Source organism: Catenuloplanes indicus (genome assembly GCF_030813715.1).
In the GTDB taxonomy this organism is placed as follows: domain Bacteria; phylum Actinomycetota; class Actinomycetes; order Mycobacteriales; family Micromonosporaceae; genus Catenuloplanes; species Catenuloplanes indicus.
The window spans coordinates 2781652-2805193 of the sequence record NZ_JAUSUZ010000001.1 but is presented as its reverse complement, the minus strand read 5'-3'; the positions used below and the strand labels follow the sequence as shown (position 1 = coordinate 2805193).

Annotated in this window: 16 protein-coding genes and 1 riboswitch; of the genes, 8 read left to right on the top strand and 8 right to left on the bottom strand. The window is 72.4% G+C overall.

Annotated features, from left to right (window positions below; translation table 11 throughout):
• The first annotated feature begins 95 nt into the window (after nucleotides 1-95).
• Nucleotides 96-1355: a DNA polymerase IV gene (locus tag J2S42_RS12545; protein WP_307238762.1), complete on the top strand. Its 1260-nt coding sequence runs from the start codon at nucleotides 96-98 to the stop codon at nucleotides 1353-1355.
• 118 nt (nucleotides 1356-1473) lie between these two features.
• Nucleotides 1474-1857 carry an SCO2097 family morphological protein gene (locus J2S42_RS12540; RefSeq protein ID WP_307238760.1) on the top strand — a complete coding sequence of 128 codons (384 nt, stop codon included), beginning with the start codon at nucleotides 1474-1476 and terminating at the stop codon, nucleotides 1855-1857.
• Between the two features lie 1093 nt (nucleotides 1858-2950).
• Here J2S42_RS12540 and J2S42_RS12535 read toward each other — a convergent pair.
• Genes J2S42_RS12535 through J2S42_RS12525 form a run of 3 tightly spaced genes read right to left on the bottom strand, consistent with a single transcriptional unit; the run spans nucleotide 2951 to nucleotide 7779 of the window.
• The gene (locus J2S42_RS12535) at nucleotides 2951-5425 is read right to left on the bottom strand and encodes a transglutaminase TgpA family protein (protein WP_307238757.1); all 2475 of its coding nucleotides are present in this window, start codon (nucleotides 5423-5425) and stop codon (nucleotides 2951-2953) included.
• A complete protein-coding gene (locus J2S42_RS12530; RefSeq protein ID WP_307238756.1) occupies nucleotides 5422-6717 on the bottom strand; it encodes a DUF58 domain-containing protein in 1296 nt (431 codons plus the stop codon). Before J2S42_RS12530 ends, J2S42_RS12535 begins: the two co-directional genes overlap by 4 nt.
• A 3-nt stretch (nucleotides 6718-6720) precedes the next feature.
• A complete protein-coding gene (locus tag J2S42_RS12525; protein WP_307238754.1) occupies nucleotides 6721-7779 on the bottom strand; it encodes an AAA family ATPase in 1059 nt (352 codons plus the stop codon).
• Between the two features lie 371 nt (nucleotides 7780-8150).
• On the opposite strand from J2S42_RS12525, the gene leuS reads away from it, so the two are divergent.
• Nucleotides 8151-10985 carry a leucine--tRNA ligase gene (gene leuS, locus J2S42_RS12520; RefSeq protein ID WP_307238752.1) on the top strand — a complete coding sequence of 945 codons (2835 nt, stop codon included), beginning with the start codon at nucleotides 8151-8153 and terminating at the stop codon, nucleotides 10983-10985.
• Nucleotides 10986-11262: 277 nt separating this feature from the next.
• Here leuS and J2S42_RS12515 read toward each other — a convergent pair whose 3' ends face one another.
• From J2S42_RS12515 to J2S42_RS12495, 5 genes are all read right to left on the bottom strand, one after another.
• Nucleotides 11263-12750 carry an MFS transporter gene (locus J2S42_RS12515; protein ID WP_307238750.1) on the bottom strand — a complete coding sequence of 496 codons (1488 nt, stop codon included), beginning with the start codon at nucleotides 12748-12750 and terminating at the stop codon, nucleotides 11263-11265.
• Nucleotides 12747-13328: an ArsR/SmtB family transcription factor gene (locus J2S42_RS12510; RefSeq protein ID WP_307238748.1), complete on the bottom strand. Its 582-nt coding sequence runs from the start codon at nucleotides 13326-13328 to the stop codon at nucleotides 12747-12749. Before J2S42_RS12510 ends, J2S42_RS12515 begins: the two co-directional genes overlap by 4 nt.
• A gap of 307 nt (nucleotides 13329-13635) precedes the next feature.
• Nucleotides 13636-14445: a TVP38/TMEM64 family protein gene (locus J2S42_RS12505; protein ID WP_307238746.1), complete on the bottom strand. Its 810-nt coding sequence runs from the start codon at nucleotides 14443-14445 to the stop codon at nucleotides 13636-13638.
• Nucleotides 14446-14557: 112 nt separating this feature from the next.
• Nucleotides 14558-15265, bottom strand: a complete 708-nt coding sequence (locus J2S42_RS12500; protein WP_307248723.1) for a type 1 glutamine amidotransferase — start codon at nucleotides 15263-15265, stop codon at nucleotides 14558-14560.
• 262 nt (nucleotides 15266-15527) lie between these two features.
• A complete protein-coding gene (locus J2S42_RS12495; RefSeq protein WP_307248721.1) occupies nucleotides 15528-16748 on the bottom strand; it encodes a MurT ligase domain-containing protein in 1221 nt (406 codons plus the stop codon).
• Between the two features lie 379 nt (nucleotides 16749-17127).
• A riboswitch (cyclic di-AMP (ydaO/yuaA leader) is annotated at nucleotides 17128-17287 on the top strand.
• Nucleotides 17288-17292: 5 nt separating this feature from the next.
• On the opposite strand from J2S42_RS12495, the gene J2S42_RS12490 reads away from it, so the two are divergent.
• From J2S42_RS12490 to J2S42_RS12470, 5 genes are all read left to right on the top strand, one after another.
• Nucleotides 17293-17835 (top strand): C40 family peptidase, encoded by a 543-nt coding sequence (locus tag J2S42_RS12490; RefSeq protein ID WP_307238744.1) that lies wholly within the window; start codon nucleotides 17293-17295, stop codon nucleotides 17833-17835.
• A gap of 457 nt (nucleotides 17836-18292) precedes the next feature.
• Nucleotides 18293-18724, top strand: a complete 432-nt coding sequence (gene mraZ / locus J2S42_RS12485; protein WP_307238742.1) for a division/cell wall cluster transcriptional repressor MraZ — start codon at nucleotides 18293-18295, stop codon at nucleotides 18722-18724.
• A gap of 181 nt (nucleotides 18725-18905) precedes the next feature.
• Nucleotides 18906-19970 carry a 16S rRNA (cytosine(1402)-N(4))-methyltransferase RsmH gene (gene rsmH, locus J2S42_RS12480; RefSeq protein ID WP_307238740.1) on the top strand — a complete coding sequence of 355 codons (1065 nt, stop codon included), beginning with the start codon at nucleotides 18906-18908 and terminating at the stop codon, nucleotides 19968-19970.
• An 81-nt stretch (nucleotides 19971-20051) separates the two neighbouring features.
• Nucleotides 20052-21206 carry a cell division protein FtsL gene (gene ftsL, locus J2S42_RS12475; protein WP_307238738.1) on the top strand — a complete coding sequence of 385 codons (1155 nt, stop codon included), beginning with the start codon at nucleotides 20052-20054 and terminating at the stop codon, nucleotides 21204-21206.
• A gap of 3 nt (nucleotides 21207-21209) precedes the next feature.
• Entirely contained in the window at nucleotides 21210-23447 is a 2238-nt protein-coding gene (locus J2S42_RS12470) for a peptidoglycan D,D-transpeptidase FtsI family protein (RefSeq protein ID WP_370879170.1), read from the top strand.
• Nucleotides 23448-23542 lie beyond the last annotated feature (95 nt).

Below are 23542 nucleotides of genomic sequence, written 5' to 3'. Positions count from 1 at the left end.
CCGGAGCAAGCGCTCCGCATTTTTGAGTGAACCGGAGCACATGCTCCGTTCCGCGGTGCCGCAGAATGTCAGGGGGTGGGGATAGCGTGTCGCCCATGGGGCGAAGTCAGGCCGTGGGCCGGGAGCGGGACCCGCGTTTCGGTGCGGACGCGGACGACACCGGCTGCCCGATCCTGCACGTCGACATGGACGCGTTCTACCCGTCCGTGGAGATCCGCCGGCGTCCCGCGCTGCGCGGCCAGCCGGTGATCGTCGGCGGCCTCGGCAACCGCGGCGTGGTCAGCTCCGCCAGCTACGAGGCCCGCGAGTTCGGCGTGCGCAGCGCGATGCCGATGGCCCGCGCGCGTGCGCTCTGCCCGCATGCGGTGTTCCTGTCACCCGACTTCGAGGCATATACCGCCGCCTCCCGCGCCGTCATGCAGATCCTGCGCGACACGACGCCGCTGGTCGAGCCGCTGTCGCTGGACGAGGCGTTCCTCGACGTCGGCGGCGCCCGGCGGCTGCTCGGCCGCCCGGCGGAGATCGCCGCGAAGATCCGCGCCCGGGTCGCCGGTGAGCTCGGGCTGACCTGCACGGTCGGCGTCGCGCCGACGAAGTTCCTGGCCAAGCTCGGCTCCACCCGGGGCAAGCCGGACGGTCTGATGGTCATCCCGTCCGCGCTGGTGCTGGAGTTCCTGCACCCGCTGCCCGTCGCCGCGCTCTGGGGCGTGGGGGAGCGGTCCGCGGAGACACTGCAAAGACTCGGCCTGCGTACGGTCGGGGATCTCGCACATGCGCCGGTCTCGCTGCTCCGCTCCGGGGTCGGTGAGGCCGCCGCCGCCCACCTGCACGAGCTGTCCTGGGGGCGGGACCCGCGCGGCGTGCAGCCCGAACACGTGGACAAGTCGATCGGGGCCGAGGTGACGTTCGACACTGATCTCGTCGACCCGGACGGGATCCGGCGGACGCTGCTGGAACTCTCCGGCAAGGTCGCGTCGCGGCTGCGCGCGGCCGGGCACGCGGGCCGGACCGTCTCCATCAAGATCCGCCGCGCCGACTTCCAGACGCTCAGCCGCTCCCGGACGATCACCTCACCGACGGACGTCGCCCGGGAAATCTTCGATACCGCATGGGCGCTTTACGCTGCTATGCCGCATACCGGGCCGCTCCGGCTGATCGGCGTGCGCGTCGAAGGCCTGGTCGACGGCGCGTCCGCGGCCCGGCAGCCGGAGCTGGGTGCACCCGAGCACGGGTGGCGAGAGGCCGAGACCGCGATCGATGCGGTCGCGGCCCGGTTCGGCGGCGCGGTGATCCGCCCGGCCAGTCTTCTCGGCGGCCCGGATCAGCGACGGCCGGAAAATCCCTCCCGACCGTGAGTCGTCCCGCTTTCCGCATCGCGACACCCCTCGTAGACTGGCGGGTAAGCAGCCCTGCCGGGCTGCCACGGTCTGTCGGCCCACCCCGGGCCGGCACAGCTGACCGGGGAGGAGTGCCGTGCCGCTCTCGGAGCACGAGCAGCGGCTGTTCGATCAGATCGAGCGGTCGCTGGCCGAGGACCCGAAATTCGCCTCGGCGGTGCGCGCCAGCGATCCGCGCTTTCAGGCGCGACGTCGTCTGATCGTCGCCGCTGTCGCGATCATCGCCGGGCTCGCTTTGCTTGTCTATGGTGCGGTGAGCAAAGTTCCGCTGCTCGGCGTGGCCGGTTTTGTGGTCATGCTCGGTGCCGCGGCGTTCGCCATGACGTCGTACCGTAAGTCGCAATCGCCCGATCTGCACGTCGTCGGCGGCACCGCCAGCCGGCGCACCAGACAACGACGCCTGTCGTTCATCGACCGGCTGGAGGAGCGCTGGCGTCAGCGCCCCGAGGGGCATCGCTGACCGACACCCGACGACGCCCACAGGCGACCGAAGACCGGGCCGGTGCGAACCGGCCCGGACGCCTGTCCGGGCGCTTCCGCGTGGGTGGATCCGGCGGTCTGCCGGCGTGAGCGGGCCGCTCGGCATCGGCACGCCCGCGTTCATCGTGGCATGTTCGCGTGTCGGCGTCGTGCTGCGTGCATCGCCCGAACCGCTGCAACCACGCTGATCGCGGCACCTTGTTCCTGCTCGGCCTGCATGCGTTGCTTGGCCGTTCCGCCCGAAATTTCGGCATAAAAGCGTCTGGTCTATCGCGACATATCCGGTGCCCCAGCGTCCGGAGCCCGGCGCTCTCCGCGTTGGTTTCCGGGGCTTGGCGTTCGCCGCCTCGGTGTCCGGGGGCTTGGCGCTCCGCTGGTGCTTCGGTCCTGGTGCTTCGGTCCTGGCGCTCCTGGGCTATGTGCTTCGGGGCCTGGTGCTCCGCGTCCTGGTGCTCCGCGTCCTGGTGCTCCGCGTCCTGGTGTTTCGGTCCTGGGGCTCAGGCTCCCGGTGTTCGGTCTCCAGCGTCCGATATCGGAAATGCTGCCGTATAGCCTGACAATCGTTGGCTCGCGCCGCAAACCGGCGGCCAATCAGGTTGATGGCCGTGCGGGCCGGCCGATGATGGTGCGGCCGGCGGCCGACCGGGCAGGTCGATGAGCGCGGCCGGCGGCCGACCGGGCAGAGCGTGTGGCCGGCCAGCCGGTGAAACCGGCGGTCTGGCAGGCTGAGCCACCGCGCAGGTCAGCCAGCGAGACCGGCGGCCCACCTGACCCAGGCGCCCATGCGGGCCGACCAAGCAGGACCGGCGGCCGGCTTCGCAGGCGGCGGCCCGCTTGCGCAGCGGACGCCCGTCACCGGGCGGCTCGAAATGGTGCCGCGTGGTGGCCGCGTCGCGAGTGCGGGTGTGGCCAAGGAGCCCTTGTCGTACCCTCTGTGGAATTTTCGTGGTTCCAGCGCCGGGCGTCGGGATCATCGTGGCGGACGGGGGCGTATCGCGGCTGACGGGCGGCTGAAGTTCCGGATACGAAAGAGGGCCCGAGCCGAACAGACCCGGGCCCTCTTTCGCGGTCGCTCAGCGAGAGCGGACGAGCAGCCGGCGTGGGCTGAGCCGCAGGGCGGCGTCGCGCCAGCGGCCGAAGAGCGCGACCACGGCGGCGTACCGGTCGCCGATCGCGGTCTTCCAGTGGCGCAGCACGGAGGGTGGCATCAGGACGGCCTGTAGGCGTACCCGTCGGCCCGCGTGCACGGACAGGCCCTGCCGCAGCTGGGCCAGTGCGCCGCCCAGATCGCTGCCGGTCAGGGGCGTCCGGGCGTAGCGGGCGTGTTCCTCCGCGCTGCCGAGCACGGCGGCGGCCGAGGCGGCCTCCGGGGACAGCGACTCGCTGCGGGTCAGCCGGTCGACCGTGTTGCGTGGTGTCTCGGCCGGGTTCACCTCGACCCGGAAGTCGATCATGGTGTCCAGCATCTCCGCCCAGGCCGCGTGCGCGTCCTGCCGGGACTTCTCCAGCTCCGGCGACGGGCCGAGGATCGACATCCGGCCCGGTTCCGGCTCGCCGGCGGTGGCAGCCGCGACCGTGGCCGCGGACGCCGGTGCGGAGCGCCGGCGGCGGGTGGACGAGCGGAGTACCGCCGGCACCGCGAGCAGCGCCAGCAGCACGATCACGGCCGCGGCCGTGTACCAGGGCCAGCGCGGGCCCTGCGGCGTGATCGGCGCGGCGCCGGGGACCTGCTCGTCGGTGTCCCGGTCGCCGCGCTCGCCCGGCCCGGTGCTCGACGCGGGACCGGCGGACGTGCTGGTGGCCGGCGCGGCGGACGCGGTCGGCGCCTCGGTGGCGTCCACGTCCGGTGCCCAGTCGCCGCGCGCCGCTCCGGCCACGCCGGAGGCGGGTGTGGCGTCGAACGGCACCCAGCCGAAGCCCTCGAAGTACACCTCGGTCCAGGCGTGCAGGTTCTGGTTCGTCAGCGTGTACGTGCCCGGCTCGGACGACTCCGAGCCCCGGGTGAACCCGAACGCGACCCGGGCCGGGATGCCCGCCTCGCGCACCAGCCAGGCGAGCGCGGTGGCGTACTGCTGGCAGTAGCCGGTCTTGTTGTTCAGGAAATCCAGCAGGTCGGAGCCGGTCGAGCCGGTCTCGGTCTGCACGCTGTAGGAGAAGCCGTTCTCCTTGGCGAAGTACTCGTAGAGCGCGCGCACCGCGTCGTACTGGTTCGTCGCGCCCTCGGTCCGGTCGTCGACGATGCGCTCCACCGCGGCCTGCTGGTCCGCGGTGAGATCCGGCCGCTGCGTGTACTGCTGCCGGATCGTGTTCTCCGGCGCGAGGCCGGGCGCCTGGCGCAGCGCGTCCGCGGTGTACTCCGCCGCGATGTACGTGAACGAGTACTCCGCCTCCTCGGCCGTGCGCCGGTTGGAGTAGACGATCTGCAGCGACGGGTCGTAGAACCAGGCCGAGTCGATGTTCGCGATGGTCGTGGTGTTCGCGTAGACCGGCAGCATCGGCATCTCGAACCGGTCGGTGACCCGCACGCTCGCCGAGTACGTGTTCTGCGGCAGCCGGGAGCCGGCCACCGGAGGCGCCTGGATCTCCGTGTTCGCCGGCCGGCCGTTCGGCGCCTGGTTGCGGAAGCCCTCCGGCGTCAGGTTGTCCGCCACGCCGAACCGCAGGTAGTACGGGTTCGGGTCGTTCGTGGTGACGGTCAGGTAGGGCACCGTCTCGGTGCTCTGCAACTGGCCGCTGAGCGCGGAGAACAGGTCGACCTTGCCCGCGCTGCCGGCGCCACCGAGGCCGTCGCCCGGGCCCGCACCGGTGGTCTGGGTCAGTCTGGTGAGCAGGCCGCTGCTGAACGTCGGTACGGCCAGCGGGATCGCCACGGCCGCGACCACGCCCACCACCGCGAGCCGGCGACCGGCCGCGGCCAGCGGGGACGGCGCCCAGACGTCCACGTCCCGGCCGTCGCCGGTGAACCGGCGGCCGAACCGCCGGACCCGCTCCACGTTGTCCGCGACCAGCAGCCACAGGTAGCCGACCGCGCCGATCACGAACGGCAGCGTGGGGACGCTCTCCGGGTAGATCGCGACCGGCACCGAGTAGATCGCCAGCATCGGCAGACCGGCCAGCGCCGGCCGGCGCAGACCGACCGTGAGCAGGTCGACCACGATCGCGACGCCGCCGACGCCGAGCACGGTGAAGAACAGCAGGCCGTCGCGGTCCGGCACCGGGATGCCGTACCCGCGCATGTCCTCCACGGCCTGGGTGCTGAGCGCGCCGAAGTGCGTGAACGTCTCCGGCGAGGGCAGCAGGCCGAGGAACTCGTCGCCGCTGCGGAACAGCCACGTGGTGACCAGCAGCAGGCCGGCCGCCATCGCCAGCGCCTGCACCCAGACCGGTGCGCGCAGCGATCGGGCCGCCGTGGCCGCGCCGCACACCACGCCGACCGCGATGATGCACTGGATCAGCCAGGTCCAGGACGCGTAGATGGTGGAGATCGGTGCGGCGGCCATCATCGTCGCCGCCGCGGCCACCAGTCCGAGTCGTCGCCGACCGCTCATCGCCGTCCTCCCGCCACGGTCTCGGCCATCGTCGCCCGGAAGGCGAAGCCCTGCGTGCCGCGGCCGATCTGCGGCCACAGCCCGGCGAGCTTGGCGCCGTGGTTCACGCCGACCACCCGCCAGCCGCTGCGGGTCAGGCTGAGCGCGGCGGAGTTCTGCGCCGTGTCCGCCTCGGCCCGTGCCTCCGGCGGCAGGTTCACCCAGGTGGAGCTGTCCACCAGGAAGCCGATGCAGGTGGCGTTGCTGCCCCGGAGCCGGGCCAGCACCTCCGCCTCACCGGCGGTCAGCGAGCCGAGCAGCGCGATGACCAGGCCGCCGTCGGAGCGGCCGCGTACGTTCTCGATCAGTGAGGCGATGTCGCCGGTCTGCGGCTTGACCTCGGCCAGATGGTCGAGCAGCACGCCGTCACCGGACGCCTCGGACGCGTCGATGTCCGCGCCCGCGCCGGTCACCAGGCGCAGCTTGTAGCCGGCCTGACGCAGGTGCAGCGCGATGCTGGCGGCCGCGGACACCGCGAACTCGAAGCTCGCGGTCGGGCCCTCGCCCCGGTACGCGCCGGCGCGCGTGTCCAGCACGACGGTGGCCCGGCTGTCCCACGGCTGCTCCTCGCGGCGGACCATCAGCTCGCCCTTGCGCGCGGTGGAGCGCCAGTGCACGCGGCGCAGATCGTCGCCGCGGCGGTACTCACGCGTGGCCGCGTCGTCCTCGCCGTGCACCGCGACGGACCGGGCGCGGCTCTCGCCGGTGCCCGCGTACTCCCCGGTCAGGCGCACCGCGGGCAGCGGGGTGACCTGCGGGATCACGGTGAGCCGGTCGGTGCTGGGGAACGCGCGGGTCAGTTCGCACAGGCCGAACGGGTCGGTGAGCCGCACGATCAGCGGGCCGACCTGGTAGCGGCCGCGCAGGTCGGCGCGCACGGTATAGCCGACCGAGCTGGCCTGGCCGGCCGCGAGCCGCTCCAGCACCACCCGGGGCCGGCTGCCCAGCGCGTACGGCAGCCGGTCCTCCAGCAGCAGCGTGCCGGTGGGCAGCCGGGACATGTTCTGCAGGCGCAGCACCACGCGGGCGTTGCCGCCGACCGGGGTGCGCTGTGGGTCCAGCGAGCGGGTGCAGGCCAGCCGGTAGCGGTTGCGTCCCACGTAGATGGCCGCGATCAGCGGCAGGGCTATCAGCAGGATCGCCACCCGCAGCAGGTCCCGCTCGCCGAGCACCACGGCGGAGAGCGCCGCGGCCAGGCCGGCCGCCAGGAACGAGCGGCCACGCGTGGTCAGTCCGCGCAGGGCTTCGCGCATAAGCTACAGCCCCCGCGGTTCGTACCGGCTGCGGTCGTCGCCGCCGGGGACCTGGGGACGCGTGTCGTACGGCGAGCGGCCCCGGTCGTGCGGCAGCGGAAGCCGGCGGACCAGGTCGGCCAGGATCGCGTCGGTGGTACGCCGGGCGAGCTGCGCGTCCGCGGTCGGGATGATCCGGTGCGCGAGCACCGGCACGGCCAGCACCTGCAGATCGTCCGGCAGCACGAAGTCGCGGCCGTCCAGCGCGGCCACGGCGCGGGCCGTGCGCAGCAGCTGGAGCGTGGCGCGCGGGGAGGCGCCGAGGCGCACGTCCGGCGCCTCGCGGGTCGCGTTGACCAGGTCGACCGCGTACTGCTTGACCGCGTCGGCCACGTGGATGTTCCGTACCGTGGCGATCATGCGGCGGATCGTGGCCGCGTCCGCCACCGGCTTCAGCCCGGTCAGCGGGTCGCGGGCGCCGTGGCCGTCGAGCATGGCCAGCTCGGCCTTGGCGTTCGGGTAGCCCATCGCGATCCGGGCGGTGAACCGGTCGCGCTGCGCCTCCGGGAGGGGGTAGGTGCCCTCCATCTCGATCGGGTTCTGGGTCGCGATGACCATGAACGGCGTCTGCAGCTCGTACGTGACGCCGTCGACCGTGACCTGGTGCTCCTCCATGCACTCCAGCAGCGCGGACTGCGTCTTCGGCGAGGCCCGGTTGATCTCGTCGCCGACCACCAGGTTCGCGAACACCGCACCCGGCTTGAACTCGAAGTCGTGCGTCTCCTGGTTGTAGATGCTCACACCGGTGACGTCACTGGGCAGCAGGTCCGGCGTGAACTGGATGCGGCGCACCGACGAGTCGATCGTGCGGGCCAGCGTCTTGGCCAGCTTGGTCTTGCCGACACCGGGGACGTCCTCGATCAGCAGGTGACCCTCGGCGAGCAGCACGGCGAAGGCGAGCCGGACGGTCGCGGTCTTGCCCTCGATCACCTGCTCGATATTGGAGACGATCGCCTCGCTGGCAATCTTGAACTCGTTCTTCGGCAGCGGACCACCGAGCTCGTCCCAGGTAGGTGCGGACACGGGCAATCCTCCTCAACGACGGGCCCCGTACGACCCCTAAGAGTCACCGGACCCGCAATCTGGTTCGCAGTCGCGAAGAATTTCGGTTCGCGGGAGCGAGGACATGGTCCGCCCGCAACACACAGGCTAGCCCGGTCGATGCGGATCGCCGAGACCTCCCCGTTATCGGACTCCCAGCCGACACCGTAATTACAGCGTGCTATCGGCAGTCGCGGCGCTATACTGCCGGTTATGACCGGGACCTTCCTGCTCCTTACTCAGCCGTGCTGATCCGACCACCGGATCGCACGGCCACCCCTCCTGCGTGAGGGGCTTTTTTATGCCCCGAGGAAGATGACTCCCGACATTCGTGACTTCTGAGGTGACTGACGATGAGTGAGCCAGCCGAGACCACGGCGGCGGATACCCCCCCGTTCCGGTACACCGCCGCGATGGCCGGCGAGATCGAGCTGCGGTGGCAGGACTTCTGGGAATCGCACGGCACGTTCGACGCGCCGAACCCGGTGGGCGAGCTGGCCGACGCGTCGCACCCGCGCGCCGGTGCGCCCAAGCTGCACGTCCAGGACATGTTCCCGTACCCGTCCGGCTCCGGCCTGCACGTCGGCCACCCGCTGGGCTACATCGGCACCGACTGCTACACCCGCTACAAGCGGATGACCGGCTTCAACGTGCTGCACCCGATGGGCTTCGACGCGTTCGGCCTGCCCGCGGAGCAGTACGCGGTGCAGACCGGCACACACCCGCGGGTCACCACCGAGGCGAACGTCGAGCGGTACCGCGCGCAGCTGCGCCGGCTGGGCCTGGCCTACGACAACCGCCGGTCGATCGCGACCACGGACGTCGAGTACTACCGCTGGACGCAGTGGATCTTCCTGCAGGTCTTCAACTCGTGGTACGACACCGCGCAGCGGAAGGCGCGGCCGATCGCCGAGCTGATCACCGAGTTCGAGACGGGTGCGCGCGGGGTGGACTGGTCCTCGCTGAGCCCGGTCGAAAAGCGGAAGATCATCGACGACCACCGCCTGGCGTACGTGTCGGAGGCCCCGGTCAACTGGTGTCCCGGCCTGGGCACCGTGCTGGCCAACGAGGAGGTCACGCCGGACGGGCGCAGCGAGCGCGGCAACTTCCCGGTCTTCAAACGCAGCCTGAAGCAGTGGATGATGCGGATCACCGCGTACGGCGACCGGCTGATCGAGGACCTGGACGCGCTGGACTGGCCGGAGCCGGTCAAGCTGATGCAGCGCAACTGGATCGGCCGCTCGCAGGGCGCGCACGTCACGTTCGGCACGCCCGCCGGCGACGAGATCACGGTCTTCACCACCCGGCCGGACACGCTGTTCGGCGCGACCTACATGGTGCTGGCGCCGGAGCACGAGCTGGTCCCCGCGCTGACCGCGGCGTCCTGGCCGGCCGGCACGAAGGACGCGTGGACCGGCGGGCACGCCACCCCGGCCGAGGCGGTCGCGGACTACCGGGCCAAGGCCGCGGCGAAGACCGACGAGGAACGCCAGGCGGACGCGAAGGAGAAGACCGGTGTGTTCACCGGCTCCTTCGCGATCAACCCGGTGAACGGCGCGGAGATCCCGGTCTTCATCGCGGACTACGTGCTGGCCGGGTACGGCACCGGCGCGATCATGGCGGTGCCGGCGCAGGACACCCGGGACTGGGAGTTCGCCGAGGCGTTCGACCTGGAGATCATCCGGACCGTGCAGCCAACCGAGGGCTGGGACGGCGGCGCGTTCACCGGCGACGGCCCGGCGATCAACTCCGCGCGTACCGACGGCGATCTGGACCTGAACGGCCTGGGTGTCGCGGACGCGAAGACGCGCATGATCGCCTGGCTGGAGGAGCGCGGCCACGGCGCCGGCGCCACCACGTACCGGCTGCGGGACTGGCTGTTCAGCCGCCAGCGGTACTGGGGTGAGCCGTTCCCGATCGTCTACGACGAGACCGGTCTGCCGGTGGCGCTGCCCGAGTCGATGCTGCCGGTCGCGCTGCCGGACGTGGACGACTTCTCCCCGCGCACGTTCGACCCGGACGACGCGGACACCGAGCCGGAGACGCCGCTGTCCCGCGCCAGGGAGTGGGTCGAGGTCGAGCTGGACCTGGGCGACGGCCCGAAGCGCTACAAGCGCGAGACCAACACCATGCCGCAGTGGGCCGGTTCCTGCTGGTACGAGCTGCGCTACCTGGACCCGAAGAATGACAAGGCGCTGGTCGACCCGGCCAACGAGGCGTACTGGATGGGTCCGCAGCGCGACGGCGACCCGGGGGGAGTCGACCTCTACGTCGGCGGCGTCGAGCACGCGGTGCTGCACCTGCTGTACGCGCGCTTCTGGCACAAGGTGCTGTTCGACCTGGGCCACGTCTCGTCGTTCGAGCCGTTCCGCAAGCTGTACAACCAGGGCTACATCCAGGCGTACGCGTTCCGGGACGCCCGCGGCATCGCGGTGCCCGCGGAGGAGGTCGTCGAGCGGGACGGGAAGTGGTTCTACAACGGCGAGCCGGTCACCCGCGAGTACGGCAAGATGGGCAAGTCGCTGAAGAACGTGGTCACGCCGGACGAGATGTGCGAGACGTACGGCGCCGACACGTTCCGGGTCTACGAGATGGCGATGGGGCCGCTGGACGTCTCCCGTCCCTGGGAGACCCGCGCGGTGGTCGGCTCGCAGCGGTTCCTGCAGCGCGCCTGGCGCCTGGTGATCGACGAGGAGACCGGCGCGGTCCGGGTCGGCGACGAGCCGGCCGACGAGAAGACCCGGCGGCTGCTGCACAAGGTGATCGACGGCGTCCGCGGCGACATGGAGGAGCTGCGCTTCAACACCGCGATCGCCAAGCTGATCGAGCTGACGAACGGGCTGACCGGCCTGAGCGTCGTGCCCCGTGAGGCGGTCGAGCCACTGGTGCTGATGATGTCGCCGTTCGCGCCGCACATGGCCGAGGAGCTGTGGGGCCGGCTGGGGCACGAGGGCACGCTGGCGTACGCGGACTTCCCGGTCGCGGACCCGGCGCTGCTGGTGGCGGAGACGGTCACGTACCCGATCCAGATCAACGGCAAGGTCCGCGGCAAGATCGAGATCGCCGCTGACGCGGACGAGGCCACGGTACGGTCGACCGCGCTGGCCGCGGTCGCGGAGAACCTGGGCGGCCGGGAGCCGCGCAAGGTGATCGTGGTGAAGGGCCGCATGGTCAGCGTCGTGCTGTAGTTCTTCGCGGTGCTCGCGCCGGGCTGTCCGGCGCGAGCACCGCGCAACTCTTGCCGGCGGTGCGCCGCGCTACGTTCTCGGCCGAGGGCGCCGCGCGGCGTTACCGGCGGGCGGTCCGGCGCAAGCACCGCTTCGGCCGGGGTGCCGCGCGGCGTCAGCGGCGGGCCGTCCCGCGCGAGCACCGCGCGGCGTCACGGGCGGGCCGTGCGAGGGGCGCACGCCGCGGAGAAGGCTGGTGGCGGGCCGTTCGGCCGAAGTGCGGCGTGGCGCGCGGCACTCAGACCGGGGCGAGGCGGCCGGCCTCGGTGTCGCCGTCCGTCTCGGCCGCGGCGATCGGCTCGCTCGCGGCGGACGTCATGCCCGCCCCGGGTGTCGTGGGCAGGTCGCGCAGGCGCTTGAGCGGGCCGATGAAGAGCAGGCCGCTCGCGGCGACGATCGCGATCGACATGATCCACATGGTGGGGCGCAGGCCGAGCGCGGTGCCGAGCGCGCCGCCGATCAGCGCGCCCACCGGGATCGCGCCGTAGTTCAGCAGCTGCATGCTGTTGATCACGCGACCGAGCAGCTGCCGGGGCACGTACGCCTGCCGGAACGCTCCCTTGATCACGTTGTTCGCCACGATGCCGGTCGTCATCACCACGCCACCGGCAACCACCAGCGCCAGTCCGGCACCGGGCCGGGCCAGTGGCACCAGCAGCGCGAACGGTGCGGTCAGCAGCTGGACCGCGAGCATCGTGCGGGCGGTCCCGAATCGGCGGCCGAGCGGCCCGGCGATCGCGGCACCGGCGATGCCGCCCGCGGCGATCAGCGCCATCAGCAGCCCGGCCAGGCCGGGATCGGCACCGTTCTCCCGGACCAGGAACAGCACCTGGATCGCGCTGTAGCCGTTCAGCGCGAGGTTCGCGGCGGCACCGTAGAGCGTCATCACCCGCAGCAGCGGATCCCGCGCCACGAACCGCAGCCCTTCCACGACCGCCGCCGTCGTCGTGCGCGCTGCGGCCGGTCCCCGGCCGGTCCCGGCGGCCGGCTGGCCGTCCGCGGCCGGTGCGTGGCCGGTGGCCGCCTCGCGGTCGGTGCCCGGGCCGCGGCCGGTGGCCGAGTCACCGCTCGGGGCCGCGCTGTGGCCGGTGGCCGGGTTGCCGTCCGTTCCCGAGGTGGCCGGCGTGTGGCTGCGGACCGTCCCGGCGGGCGCCGTGGGCGTCTCGCGGTGGCGGACCGCGATCATGCAGGCGGCCGAGATCACGAACGTGAGCGCGTCCACCAGCAGGCCGGCGACCGCGCCGAACACCTGCGCGATCAGGCCGCCGAGGCCGGGGCCGGCCACCTTCGCGGCGGAGTCCGCGCCGACCAGGCGGGCGTTGCCGGCGGCGAGTCGCTCGGCGGGCAGCAGCTCGGCCAGGTAGACCTGGCCCGCGGTCTCGACGAACACCGACACCAGGCCGGTCAGCAACGCCACGACCAGCAGGTGGGCGATCGTGAGCGTGCCCAGCCAGGCAGCGACCGGCACGCTGATGAAGAGTGCGGCCGCCACCAGGTCACACGCGATCATGATGTGCCGCCGCGACCGGGACCGGTCGACCAGCACGCCGGCCGGCAGCCCGGCCAGCAGCCACGGCAGCCACACCGCGGCCGCCAGCGTCGCCACCTGGAACGTGCTCGCCTGCAGCACCGTGATCGCGGCCAGCGGCAGCGCGACCGTGGTCACCGCACCGCCGACGCGGCTCGTCGTCTGGCCGATCCAGTACAGCCGGAAATCCCTGGTCATCGGCCCGGCCGCCCCGGCACGCCGTGCGCGAAGACGTAGACCGGGCGCCGCTCGGCACCGTCGTCCGGGATCTCCCGGGTGCGCCAGCGCTCGATCACCGCGAGCAGGTCCGCCTCCAGCTCGGCCAGCTCCGCGGGTGTCAGCCGCAGCCACTGGTCACCGCTGAACGGCGCCTCGCCCCAGTGCGCCCGCTCCTCGTCACCGGCCGCGTACCAGGCCCGGACGCGAGAGACGTGGTAGTCCAGGTTCATCGACAGCGCGGCCTCCGCGACCGCCTCGGCGGCCGGGTCGTCCGTGAAGTCGGACGTGCTCCACCGCAGGCCCCGGCTCACCAGCCGCCACCAGCGCTCCCGCCGGTCCTTGGCCAGCTCCGGCGCCTCCTCGATCAGTCCGCACTCGCGCAGCACCTTCAGGTGGTGGCTGACGTTCCCCACGGCCTGGTCCGTCGCGCTCGCGAGGACGCTCGCGGTCGCCGGCCCGTCCACCTTCAGCACGTCCATCAGCCGCCGCCGCAGCGGATGGGAGAGCGCGGCGAGGACCCGTGGGTCGTCGATCCTCCGTACGCCATCGATCGTCATGTTCCCACCGTGACACGCACAAGAGTTATTGTGCAATAGTCATTGCGCAATAACTCTTGTGCAGTTGGTCAGCGCGCGGCGGAGCGCCGGCGGTCACGGAGCCGGACGAGCACCAGCATGGCGACGTTGATGCGCGCCGAACGGCCGGGCGGCGTCGACGGCCGGTGGTGAGGTCGTGGCGGGGCGTGGTGCGTCCATCGAGAGGTTCCTCAGGGCTCGGATCGGCAGGGCTGTTCCGAGTGGAAACCGTGTCCTTGGAGCACGGTCAAGTCGCCGAGGCCGGGTTCCGGCCGGGCGGGACCGCGCGTCAGTCGGCCGCGGTGCGGCGCGAGGCGCGGCGCCAGCGGTAGACGATCGTGGAGGTGAGGACCACGCCGCAGACCGCGGGGATGAACGTGATCGGGTTGACGTCGCCCGGGGTCATCACGGCCGCGCCGAGGATCGAGTAGCTGAAGGCGGACGGGGTCGAGGCGACCAGCGTGCCGAGCAGGTAGTGGTGGCGGCGCACCGACGTGGTGCCGTAGGCGTAGCCCATCAGGCCGAACGGGGCGAGCGGCAGCAGCCGGACCAGCAGGACCGCGGAGAAGCCGCGCTGGCTGAGCCAGCCGTCCAGGCGGTGCAGGCGGCCGCCGACGCGGGCGGCGAGGAGGCCGTGACCGGCCCAGCGGCCGGCGAAGTAGGTGATGGTGGCGGCGAGCATCGCGGCGGTGATCGCGGCGGTGAAGCCGAGCGCGGGGCCGAGGAGCGCGCCGCAGGCCAGCGAGATCGCGGTACGCGGGACCAGCACGGCCAGCAGCAGCGCGCCGACGCCGGCCATCACCAACGCGGCGGCCCAGCCGAGCGAGCGCGCGGCGTCCTGGATCTCGTGCAGCGGCAGCGTGGCGGCCGCGGTGCCGAGCGCGGCGACCGCGGTGACCAGCGCGGCCACTCGCAGGAGGCGTGCCTTCCGGCTGCGCCGCGGCGCGACCGGCACCCCGGCGTCGAACGCCGGCGCATCCGCGTGCCCGGCCGCGGGACCGGACGGTACGCCCGGGAGTGAGCGGGCGGACTGGAGCGGCATGGTGAGGCGTCGGCCGGTCTGCGGGCAGATCAGCAGTGGAGCGGCGGCGTCCGTCATGCAGTCTCCGATCGGTGGATCCGGGGGCTGGGCTGGGCGTCGGGGCCGGAAAGCAGACCCATCGTCCGCCGGTCGCGGTACCTGAGCGGAACCGCGACCGGCGGACGGCACGTCACTGCGGGTTCGGCCGGGCGGCGGCGAACCGCTCGTTGCGCAGGTTGTCGTGCCAGCTGTCGTCGACCGGCGGCAGCGAGTCGTAACCGGTGGCCCACCGCAACAGCAGGTCGGCGATGGCCGGGTTGCGGGCCAGCGCCGGGCCGTGCGAGTAGGTACCGAGGATCTTGCCGCGCCACGCGCCCTCGGTCTGGCCGTCGTTGCCGATGCCGACGCTGACCCGGGCCAGCGGCGAGACGGTGGGGCCGAGGTGGGTGCGGCCGCCGTGGTTCTCGAAGCCGGTCAGGCGCGGCAGGCCGAGGCGCGGGTCCACGTCGCCGGCGAGCTCGCCGACCGCGCGGCTCTCGCCCCGGTCCGAGTAGATGTCGATCAGCTCCAGCCCCTGGCACTTCGCACCCTTGGCGAAGAACGACGTGCCGAGCAATTGGTAACCGGCGCAGACCGCGAAGACCGCGGCGCCCTGGTTGACCGCGCGGTGCAGGCCGCCGTCGGTGTTCAGCCGCTGGGCCGCGAGCGCCTGCGGGCCGTCCTCACCGCCGCCGATCAGGTAGATGTCCGCGTGCGTGGGCAGCGGCTGGTCGGAGCGGACCTCGATGGTCTCGACCGGGATGCCGCGCTGCTGGGCCCGCTTGGCCAGGATCAGCATGTTGCCGCGGTCGCCGTAGGTGGAGAGCAGGTCCGGGTAGACCCACACCACGCGCACCACGCTGTCGCCGCCCGCGGCCTGCGGCGCCGGCTGCCCGCCCGGCGCGAAACCCCCGGGACCCTGCTGCGGGTACGCCGTGGGCTGCGGCTGCCCGTAGACCGGCGCCTGCTGACCGTACCCCGGCTGCTGGGGCTGGCCGTAGCCGGGCTGCGGCTGCCCGTAGACCGGCGGCTGCTGGGGCTGGCCGTACGCGGGCGGCTGCTGCCCGTACCCCGGCTGCTGGGGTTGTCCGTAGGCCGGAGGCTGCTGGCTCCACTCCGGGTTAATTGACACGGTCAAGCTCCGCTCGGATGTCTTGGAAGGCGGTGTAGTTCGCGATGACCTCCAGGCGTCCCGGCGGCACGCTCGCGATCGCCTCCCCGAAGGTCTGTACGTGCCGGAACGGCACGTCGTTCACGTCGAGCCGGACCGCGAGGTCGTACGCCCGGTCGCCGGTGATCAGCACCTGGCGCCCGCGCAGCGGCGAGAAGTCGACGTCGAAGAGCCAGGACGTGTCCAGCCCGTCGGGGTCACGCGCGTTGATCGAGAGCAGCGTGGGCGCGTTGTCCGCCATGTCGAACGCCTCCAGCCAGCTGGCCGGGTTCTTCGCCAGGAGCAGCCGGATGTTGCGCCCGTCCCGGTCGACCTGCGCGTAGCGGCCGGCCACCGACGCCACTGAGGAGAGCGTCGGCACGGCCTGCAGCGGGCGGATGCCGAACGCGGCCGCGACCGCGAGCGCGGTGGCCGCGTTGCCCAGGTTGACCCGGCCGGGCAGCTGGAGCCGGATCAGGTGCCAGGCGCCGGACGGATCCAGCACGCCGTCGTCCTCGACCACCCACTGCGGCGCGGGGCGGCGCAGCGGGCAGCCGGTGCACCACCACTGGCCGTCCTGCCGCTCGATGGTGGAGCCGCACTCCGGGCACACCCAGGAGTCGTCCTGCCAGCGCTGACCGGCGCTGAACCAGGAGACCGTGGGGGAGTTGCCGGCCGCCCAGACGATCATCGGGTCGTCCGCGTTGCCGACGATCGCGACCTCGGGGTGCTTGGCCAGCGTGGTGCGCCAGAGCTGGGCCATCATCGCCACCTCCTTGGCCCGGTCCAGCTGGTCCCGGGAGAGGTTGAGCAGCGCGATGACCCGGGGGCGGGTCTCCTCGATCACCTGAGGCAGGTAGTGCTCGTCCACCTCCAGCACCGCGTACGGCGTGTCACCGGCCTTGGCCAGTGCGGAGGTGTGCCCGGTGGGCATGTTGGCACCGAAGGAGTTGGTCGCCACCGGGCCGAGCACGCCCAGCGCGGCCGCGGTCAGCCGGGTGGTCGTGGTCTTGCCGTTGGTGCCGGAGACCAGCGCGATGGCGCGGCCGGCGGCGAGGTGCTCGAGCAGGTCAGGATCGATCTTGAGACCGATCCAGCCACCGATCACGGACCCGTCGCCCCGCCCAGCCGCGCGGGAGAGCGCGGCGGCGGTGCGGGAGACCTGGGTCGCGACCTTGGCGCGGAGGGGCATGTTGCCTTGCGTCACCCGAGCGAGGTTACCGGACCGGTACCGCTTCACCATCGGCTCGTTCGGCCCCTTGCGGCCTGCCCGGGAGTACGTGTTGATCACGCTGGTCTTATCCGCGGTGTGACGCCGGCCCGTGTGGGAAGCTTCACCGGGTTCGATATACGGAGAGTGAGTGCGCGGGGCCGTGCCGTGCCGGAATATCGGGCACCCGACACGTCGGGGGCGAGGGCCGGGCATGCCAACCTCGGAGAGTGACCGATCGATGGCGCGGGCGTGCTCCCGAGGTCCGCTACAAACGATGAGCCGGTGCGCGATCCGCCCGCCGGTCGCGCCGGCCACGGGACACGCCGAACCCTGCCCGTCCCGGGCGACGCGACATTCCACCCAGCACATGGCAATCGAGGGCAGGGGCGGGGGAACCACTCGCAATCCGCACGACGGCTCGCTCGCGGGCCTTGGGGTGAAGCCCGGCAGTGTGCCGGGCCGGGCATCCTCGGCGCCCGAACCCGACAGCTAACCCCGCAGGCGTGCCGGAAGGACACCTTTCGTGCAGCACCTCAGCCAGAACCCGGACGTCCGGAACGCGATGCCGAGACCGGGCAGCACGCTCCGGCTCCGGGCCAGGCGTTCCACTCTGCCCGCGCGCGCCTCGATCCTGGCCGCCCTGATCGGCATCTGCGTCGCCGCCGGTCAGCTGGCCACCCCGGCACCCGCCGGCGCCGCGCCGGCGCCGGGCAAGGCCGCCGCGGTCGTCGCGCTCGCCAAGAGCCTGTCCGGCAAGCGCTACCGGGCCGGCGGTGCGAGCCCGGGCGGCGGCTTCGACTGCTCCGGCTTCACCATGTACGTCTACCGGACCGCGGCCGGGAAGAAGCTGCCGCACAACGCGAACCGCCAGCAGCGCGCCGGGGTGGCCGTGTCCAAGGCCCAGGCCCGCCCGGGCGATCTGCTGATCTTCCGGAAGGGCGCGCACGGCTATCACGCGGCGATCTACGCGGGCGGCGGCTACATGTACGACGCGCCGCGTCCCGGCGTGCGGGTGGGCAAGCACAAGATCTGGTCCCGTGCCTATGTGGTGCGCCGGGTCGTCTGACGCTCCGCCGGAAAGGGCCCCGCCGATGTCCGGCGGGGCCCTTTCGCGCTTTCGCAGCGCACTCGCAGCCGTCGCACAGCGCTGACGGCAGGAGATCGTTTGGCGACCGCATGTGTGCGTCCAATCCCTCCACTTCCCTCCACGCAATCGTCCAGACGCCTGCACACCCCGGAAAAACCACCCGAAATGTCCGGATAAAACGTGCGGGATGCGTGTCGATCCGAACGGATGTCGGAAAGAAGACGGCCCGTCGGGGCCAAAGCCCTCCACCTCGCGCAACCGTCTGTGACGTGCTGTTTTGCACTCCCGTACCCCTTGACTAGGCGCCGTTTCCGGTTGCGGGTGGAGGGAAGTGGAGTAAAGTGGGGCCACATGGCGGGGTCGTGGAGAGCCCGCCGGCCCGAGTGATCAGCGGCACCGCGAATGCCGCCGGCAAGGGCGAGGGGGTGACGCCGCGATGTTCCTCGGCACGCACACCCCGCGCCTGGACGACAAGGGCCGGCTGATCCTCCCGGCCAAGTTCCGGGACGAGCTGGCGGGAGGTGTCGTGATCACCAAAGGGCAGGAGCGCTGCCTCTACGTCTTCCCGATGCCCGAGTTCCAGCGGATCTCGGAGGAGCTGCGGGCCGCACCGATGACGCACAAGGCGGCGCGGGCCTACAGCCGGGTCTTCTTCGCCAGCGCGCACGACGAGGTGCCGGACCGGCAGGGCCGGGTCACCATCCCGGTGCTCCTGCGAGAGTACGCGCAGCTCGACCGGGAGCTCGTCGTGATCGGCGCCAGCACCCGGGTGGAGATCTGGGACAAGCAGGCCTGGGAGACGTATCTCGCGGAGAGCGAGGACGACTTCGCCGACATCGGGGAGGGGGTGCTGCCCGGCGGGCTGTAGTCGACGGGAAACCCGTACTGCGAGATCTCCAGCCGCTCGGCGCTCCTGGCACCCCTTCCCCGGTGTCAGGCGCGACGGTGGTGACGCCAGGAGGGCGGATGGGGATCTGGCGGTACGGTCTTCGTCGCACTGCTGGCGGGCATTGCGTGAAACGAATCGTCACCAGGTGATGGGGGTCGACATGGGGGTGCCCGAGCCGGAGCTCGTGGCCGAGGGTCGCGAGTGGCAGGCACGGGGCACACATGTGCCCGTGCTGCTGGAGCGGTGCCTGGCACTGCTCGCCCCCGCGCTGACCGGCGACGCGCCGGTCTATGTGGACACGACCCTGGGTCTCGGCGGGCACGCCGAGGCGATCCTGACCGCGAACCCACGGCTGACGCTGATCGGCCTGGACCGGGACACGGAGGCGCTGGAGCACTCGCGCCGCCGGCTGGACCGGTTCGCCGATCGCACCCACCTGGTGCACGCGGTCTCCAGCGAGCTGCCCGACGTGCTCGAGCGGCTCGGATACGAGCAGATCGACGGCGCTCTGTTCGATCTCGGCGTCTCCTCGTTGCAGCTCGACGCGCCCGATCGCGGGTTCGCCTACGCCCAGGACGCTCCGCTGGACATGCGGATGGACCAGGACCGTGGCATCACCGCGGAGGACGTGGTCAACGACTACGAACCGGGCGCGCTGGTACGGGTGCTGCGGGTGTACGGCGAGGAGAAGTTCGCCACTCGCATCGTCTCCGCGATCGTCCGGGAGCGGGGGCGCTCCCGGATCACGTCCACGGCCCGGCTCGCCGAGCTGGTCCGGGACTCGATTCCGGCACCAGCCCGACGAACCGGCGGAAACCCAGCCAAAAGAACGTTTCAAGCACTGCGTATCGAGGTAAATGGCGAACTCGCCGCCCTCGAAGCGGCGTTACCGGCGGCTCTCGACGCGCTGGCACCGGGCGGACGCGTGGTCGTCATGTCCTACCAGTCGCTCGAGGACCGCATCGTCAAGCAGGCGTTCGCGGCGCGAGCCCGGAGCACCGGACCGATCGACCTCCCGGTCGAGCTGCCCGGCACCGGGCCCACGCTGCGACTGATCACCCGGGGTGCGGAGCCGCCCACCGAGGACGAGGTCGCGGAGAACCCGCGGGCCGCCTCGGTCAAGCTCCGCGCCGCGGAACGCATCGCCGGTGGGGACACCGGGACCGTCCGCGAACGGTCCAGGAGGTCACGCCGGCCCGGCGCGGGGGCGCCGGAGTCGTCCTAGGACGGCGGAGGCGGCGGGGACCGGGCAGGGCCCCCGCCGTCGCAGGGGAACGACGGGACGAAGACATCAAGGGGGAGGGACATGAACGTCAACAAGCGCGACCGGGGCGACCTCGGCACCGGGCGCGAGACGGTGCAGCGCGCACCGCGGTCGGGGGGCCGGACCGCGGCGCAGTGGGCACCGGCGGAGAGCGCGCCGCGATCCGGCGGCCAGGAGGCGATCGTGCGCGGCATCGGGGCCGGGCGACGCGCGGAGCGCCTCAACGGGGCACGCGGCCGGGGGGCCGCCGCACCGTCCGTTCCGGACCGGGACGCCGTGGACCAGGGGGGTCCGCGGCGCATCGAGCGTCTGAGCTCACTGGAGCGCATCGAGCGGCGCGAGCGGGCCGCCGCGGCGGAAGCGGCCGCGCCGTCCACGATCGACCATCCGGCACGCCGGGCCCGCGACGAGCGGGCAGCGCGCGACCTGCGGGCGGAGCGTCCCGCACGGGGCGAGCGTCCGGCGCGTGACGAGCGGGCGGAGCGTGACGAGCGGGCGGAGCGTGACGCACGGGGTGAGCGGGCAGCACGTGAGCCGCGTGGAGAGCGGGCCACGAGCCGGGACGCGGGTGGCTCCCGCGCCGCCGGTGCACGTGGCACCGGTCCGCGCACGTCCGGTGCGCGCGGTCAGTCCACGCGCGGTCAGTCGCCGCGCGTCCAGGCCGGTCCGCCGGCCCGGAGCGCCGGTGCGACGTCGTCGTCCGAGCCGGTCGACCTGTCGGCGGCGCGGGGCCGCCGGTTCGAGACCGAGGGCAGTGCCGCGCTGCAGCCCGAGGAGATCCACGTCCTGGTGGAGCCGGCCGAGCCGGTGCACGAGGAGCCGCCGGCGCCCCGGCTGCGCGTCACGCCGCCCCGGCCGGTGGCGGTGCCGCGCGCGCCGTTCATCGCCGGGATCCTGGTCACGGTGGTGGCCGGCGTGGTGGGCATCCTTCTGATCAACACGCAGACGAACCAGAACGCGTTCCGGCTGGACGAGCTGCAGAAGCAGCAGGCCGCGCTGGACGTGCAGCAGCAGGAGCTGGAGAAGCAGATCGAGGAGTACGAGTCCCCGAACTACCTGATCGCCCACGCGAAGAAGCTGGGCCTGGTCCAGGCGGAGGAACCGGCCTTCATCGAGCTGCCGAACGGCAAGATCATCGGAGTGCCGAAGCCGGCCGGCGGCGAGCCCGCGATCACCAGCCAGGAGAGCGGACGGTAAGCGGTGCCGCCACGGGATCAGCCTTCCGCCCGCCGCGGCCGGGGTGCGCGGGACGACCGCGACTCCGGCCGCGGCGGCGCGCGGGACCGGCGTCAGACGCGGGACACGGGGGACGACGGGCAGCCGTCGTCCCCCTCGTCGCGTGCGCACAGCAAGATGTCCGAGGCGCGGGCCTACACGCCGCGCGGGCGCACGGTCCGCGAGGGCATGCCGCGCCCGCAGCGTCCGGCCGACGAGCCGCGCCCACGGCGTACCCCCGCGGGGTCCGGATCCGCATCGAGGGGTGACCGGCCCGCGCTGCGCGTGCTCGACGGCGGCCGCCAGGACGAGCGGCGCGGCTCGGGCCGGGGGCGCGGGACCGGCGCGCGCGAGCGGGACCGGGACGACGCGCGGGACACCGTGCCCGCGCCGCGCCGGAAGGCGGCCCGGAACACCGCGGCGGCCCGGAGCCGGCCGGCGCCGATCCGCAAGCCGCGGCACCCGCGCCGGCCGCCGAAGCTCGGCGATCCGGGCCGGCGGCTGCGGGTGGCGTCGCTGCTGGCCATGGTCATGCTGGCCACGGTCGGCGTACGGCTGGTGGTGCTGCAGTTCGGCGACACGCCGGAGTGGGCCCGGAAGGGCCTGAACGACCGGCTGCAGGTGGTCACGCTGCCCGCGGCCCGGGGCGCGATCTACGACCAGAACGGCGCGGTGCTGGCGCACAGTGTGGAGGCCCGGTACATCGCGGTCGACCCGGAGGTGGTGAAGGACGCGAACCAGACCGCGTCGTTGCTCGCCCCGATCCTCGGCCTGTCCAAGTCCGAGCTGCTGGACCGTATGCAGAAGCGGATCCGGCCGGACGGGCGGCCGTCCCGGTTCGAGTGGCTGGCCCGCGCGGTCAGCACCAGCGACGCGAAGAAGGTCGAGGCGCTGGAACTGCCGGAGATCGTGATCGGCCGGGACGAGAAGCGCGAGTGGCCGGGCCGCGACCTGGCCGCGAACCTGATCGGCTTCACCGGCAACGAGATGAACGGCCTGGAGGGCATCGAGGCTCGGTACGACGAGCTGCTCCGCGGCGTCAACGGCGAGCGCCGGTTCGAGGTCGGCAAGTACGTGGACGGCACGGACCTGGCCAAGGAGATCCCCGGCGGGTACTCGCAGCAGACCCCGGCCAAGGACGGCAGCTCTTTGACGCTGACCATCGACCGCGACATGCAGTACGAGGCGCAGCGCATAATCGGCGAGCAGATGGCGAAGGTGGACGCCAGCATCGGCGCCGCGGTCGTCCTGGACGCGCGGACCGGTGAGGTGTACGCGCAGGTCAGCTATCCGACGTACGACCCGGTGGAGTTCGCCAAGGCGGACCCGGAGGACCGGCAGGACGTGGCGTCCGCGGTGGTGGTCGACCCCGGCTCGGTGCACAAGGCGCTGATCTACGGTGCCGCGCTGGAGGAGGGCGTGATCACGCCGGACACCATCCTTCAGGTGGGGCCCACCATCCGAAAGGGTGGTGTCACGTTCCGGGACACCCACCCGCACCCGGAGGGTACGCGGATCACCATGGCGGGCGCGCTGGCGTACTCGTCCAACGTGGCCGCGATCCAGGTCGCGGACCAGCTCGGGCCGGAGAAGGTGGTGGAGTACCAGAAGCGGTTCGGTCTCGGGCAGTCGGTGAACGAGGGCGTGGCCGGTGAGGCGTCCGGCAAGGTGCTGGAGGCGGGCGAGTGGAGCGGGTCCGGCTACGGCTCGGTCCCGATCGGTCACAGCGTCGACGCCACGCTGCTGCAGATGGCGGCCGCGTACGGCGCGATCGCGAACGACGGCGTCTACGTGCAGCCGCACCTGATCAAGGACACGATCGCGCCGGACGGCACGGTCACGCCGAACACGGACGTGAAGACGCACCAGGTGATCAGCGCGAAGAGCGCGCGGGAACTGCGTACGCTGCTGGAGTCCGTGATGGTGATCCCGGACGGCAGCGGCAAGGACGCGCGGGTCAATGGCTACCGGGTGGCCGGCAAGACCGGCACGTCCAGCCGGCTCGCGGAGGGCGCCTACCTGCCCGGTGAGGTGGCGTCGTTCATCGGCATGGCGCCGGCGGAGAACCCGCGGTTCGTGGTGGCGGTCTTCGCGCACACGCCGAAGGGCGGCGGCGGCGCCGTGGCCGGGCCGGCCTTCAAGGAGATCATGGGCTTCGCGCTGCGGCACTTCAAGGTCCCGCCGAGCAGTACCGAACCGCCGGAGTTCAAGGTCTTTCCGTAGTGTGCGGACCACCGAATGGCCGCACTTCAGTTATGACTGGTGTGCGCGCTGTCATGGCATTAGTGAATCTTGTGGCCGATGTAAACGGGTCCCGT

Excerpts from the sequence above, each read along its gene's own strand:
- J2S42_RS12545 (WP_307238762.1), top strand. The coding sequence starts at position 96 with ATGGGGCGAAGTCAGGCCGTGGGCCGGGAGCGGGACCCGCGTTTCGGT.
- J2S42_RS12535 (WP_307238757.1), bottom strand. The coding sequence starts at position 5,425 with ATGAGCGGTCGGCGACGACTCGGACTGGTGGCCGCGGCGGCGACGATG.
- J2S42_RS12530 (WP_307238756.1), bottom strand. The coding sequence starts at position 6,717 with ATGCGCGAAGCCCTGCGCGGACTGACCACGCGTGGCCGCTCGTTCCTG.
- leuS (WP_307238752.1), top strand. The coding sequence starts at position 8,151 with ATGAGTGAGCCAGCCGAGACCACGGCGGCGGATACCCCCCCGTTCCGG.
- J2S42_RS12515 (WP_307238750.1), bottom strand. The coding sequence starts at position 12,750 with ATGACCAGGGATTTCCGGCTGTACTGGATCGGCCAGACGACGAGCCGC.
- J2S42_RS12510 (WP_307238748.1), bottom strand. The coding sequence starts at position 13,328 with ATGACGATCGATGGCGTACGGAGGATCGACGACCCACGGGTCCTCGCC.
- J2S42_RS12505 (WP_307238746.1), bottom strand. The coding sequence starts at position 14,445 with ATGACGGACGCCGCCGCTCCACTGCTGATCTGCCCGCAGACCGGCCGA.
- J2S42_RS12495 (WP_307248721.1), bottom strand. The coding sequence starts at position 16,748 with ATGCCCCTCCGCGCCAAGGTCGCGACCCAGGTCTCCCGCACCGCCGCC.
- mraZ (WP_307238742.1), top strand. The coding sequence starts at position 18,293 with ATGTTCCTCGGCACGCACACCCCGCGCCTGGACGACAAGGGCCGGCTG.
- rsmH (WP_307238740.1), top strand. The coding sequence starts at position 18,906 with ATGGGGGTGCCCGAGCCGGAGCTCGTGGCCGAGGGTCGCGAGTGGCAG.
- ftsL (WP_307238738.1), top strand. The coding sequence starts at position 20,052 with ATGAACGTCAACAAGCGCGACCGGGGCGACCTCGGCACCGGGCGCGAG.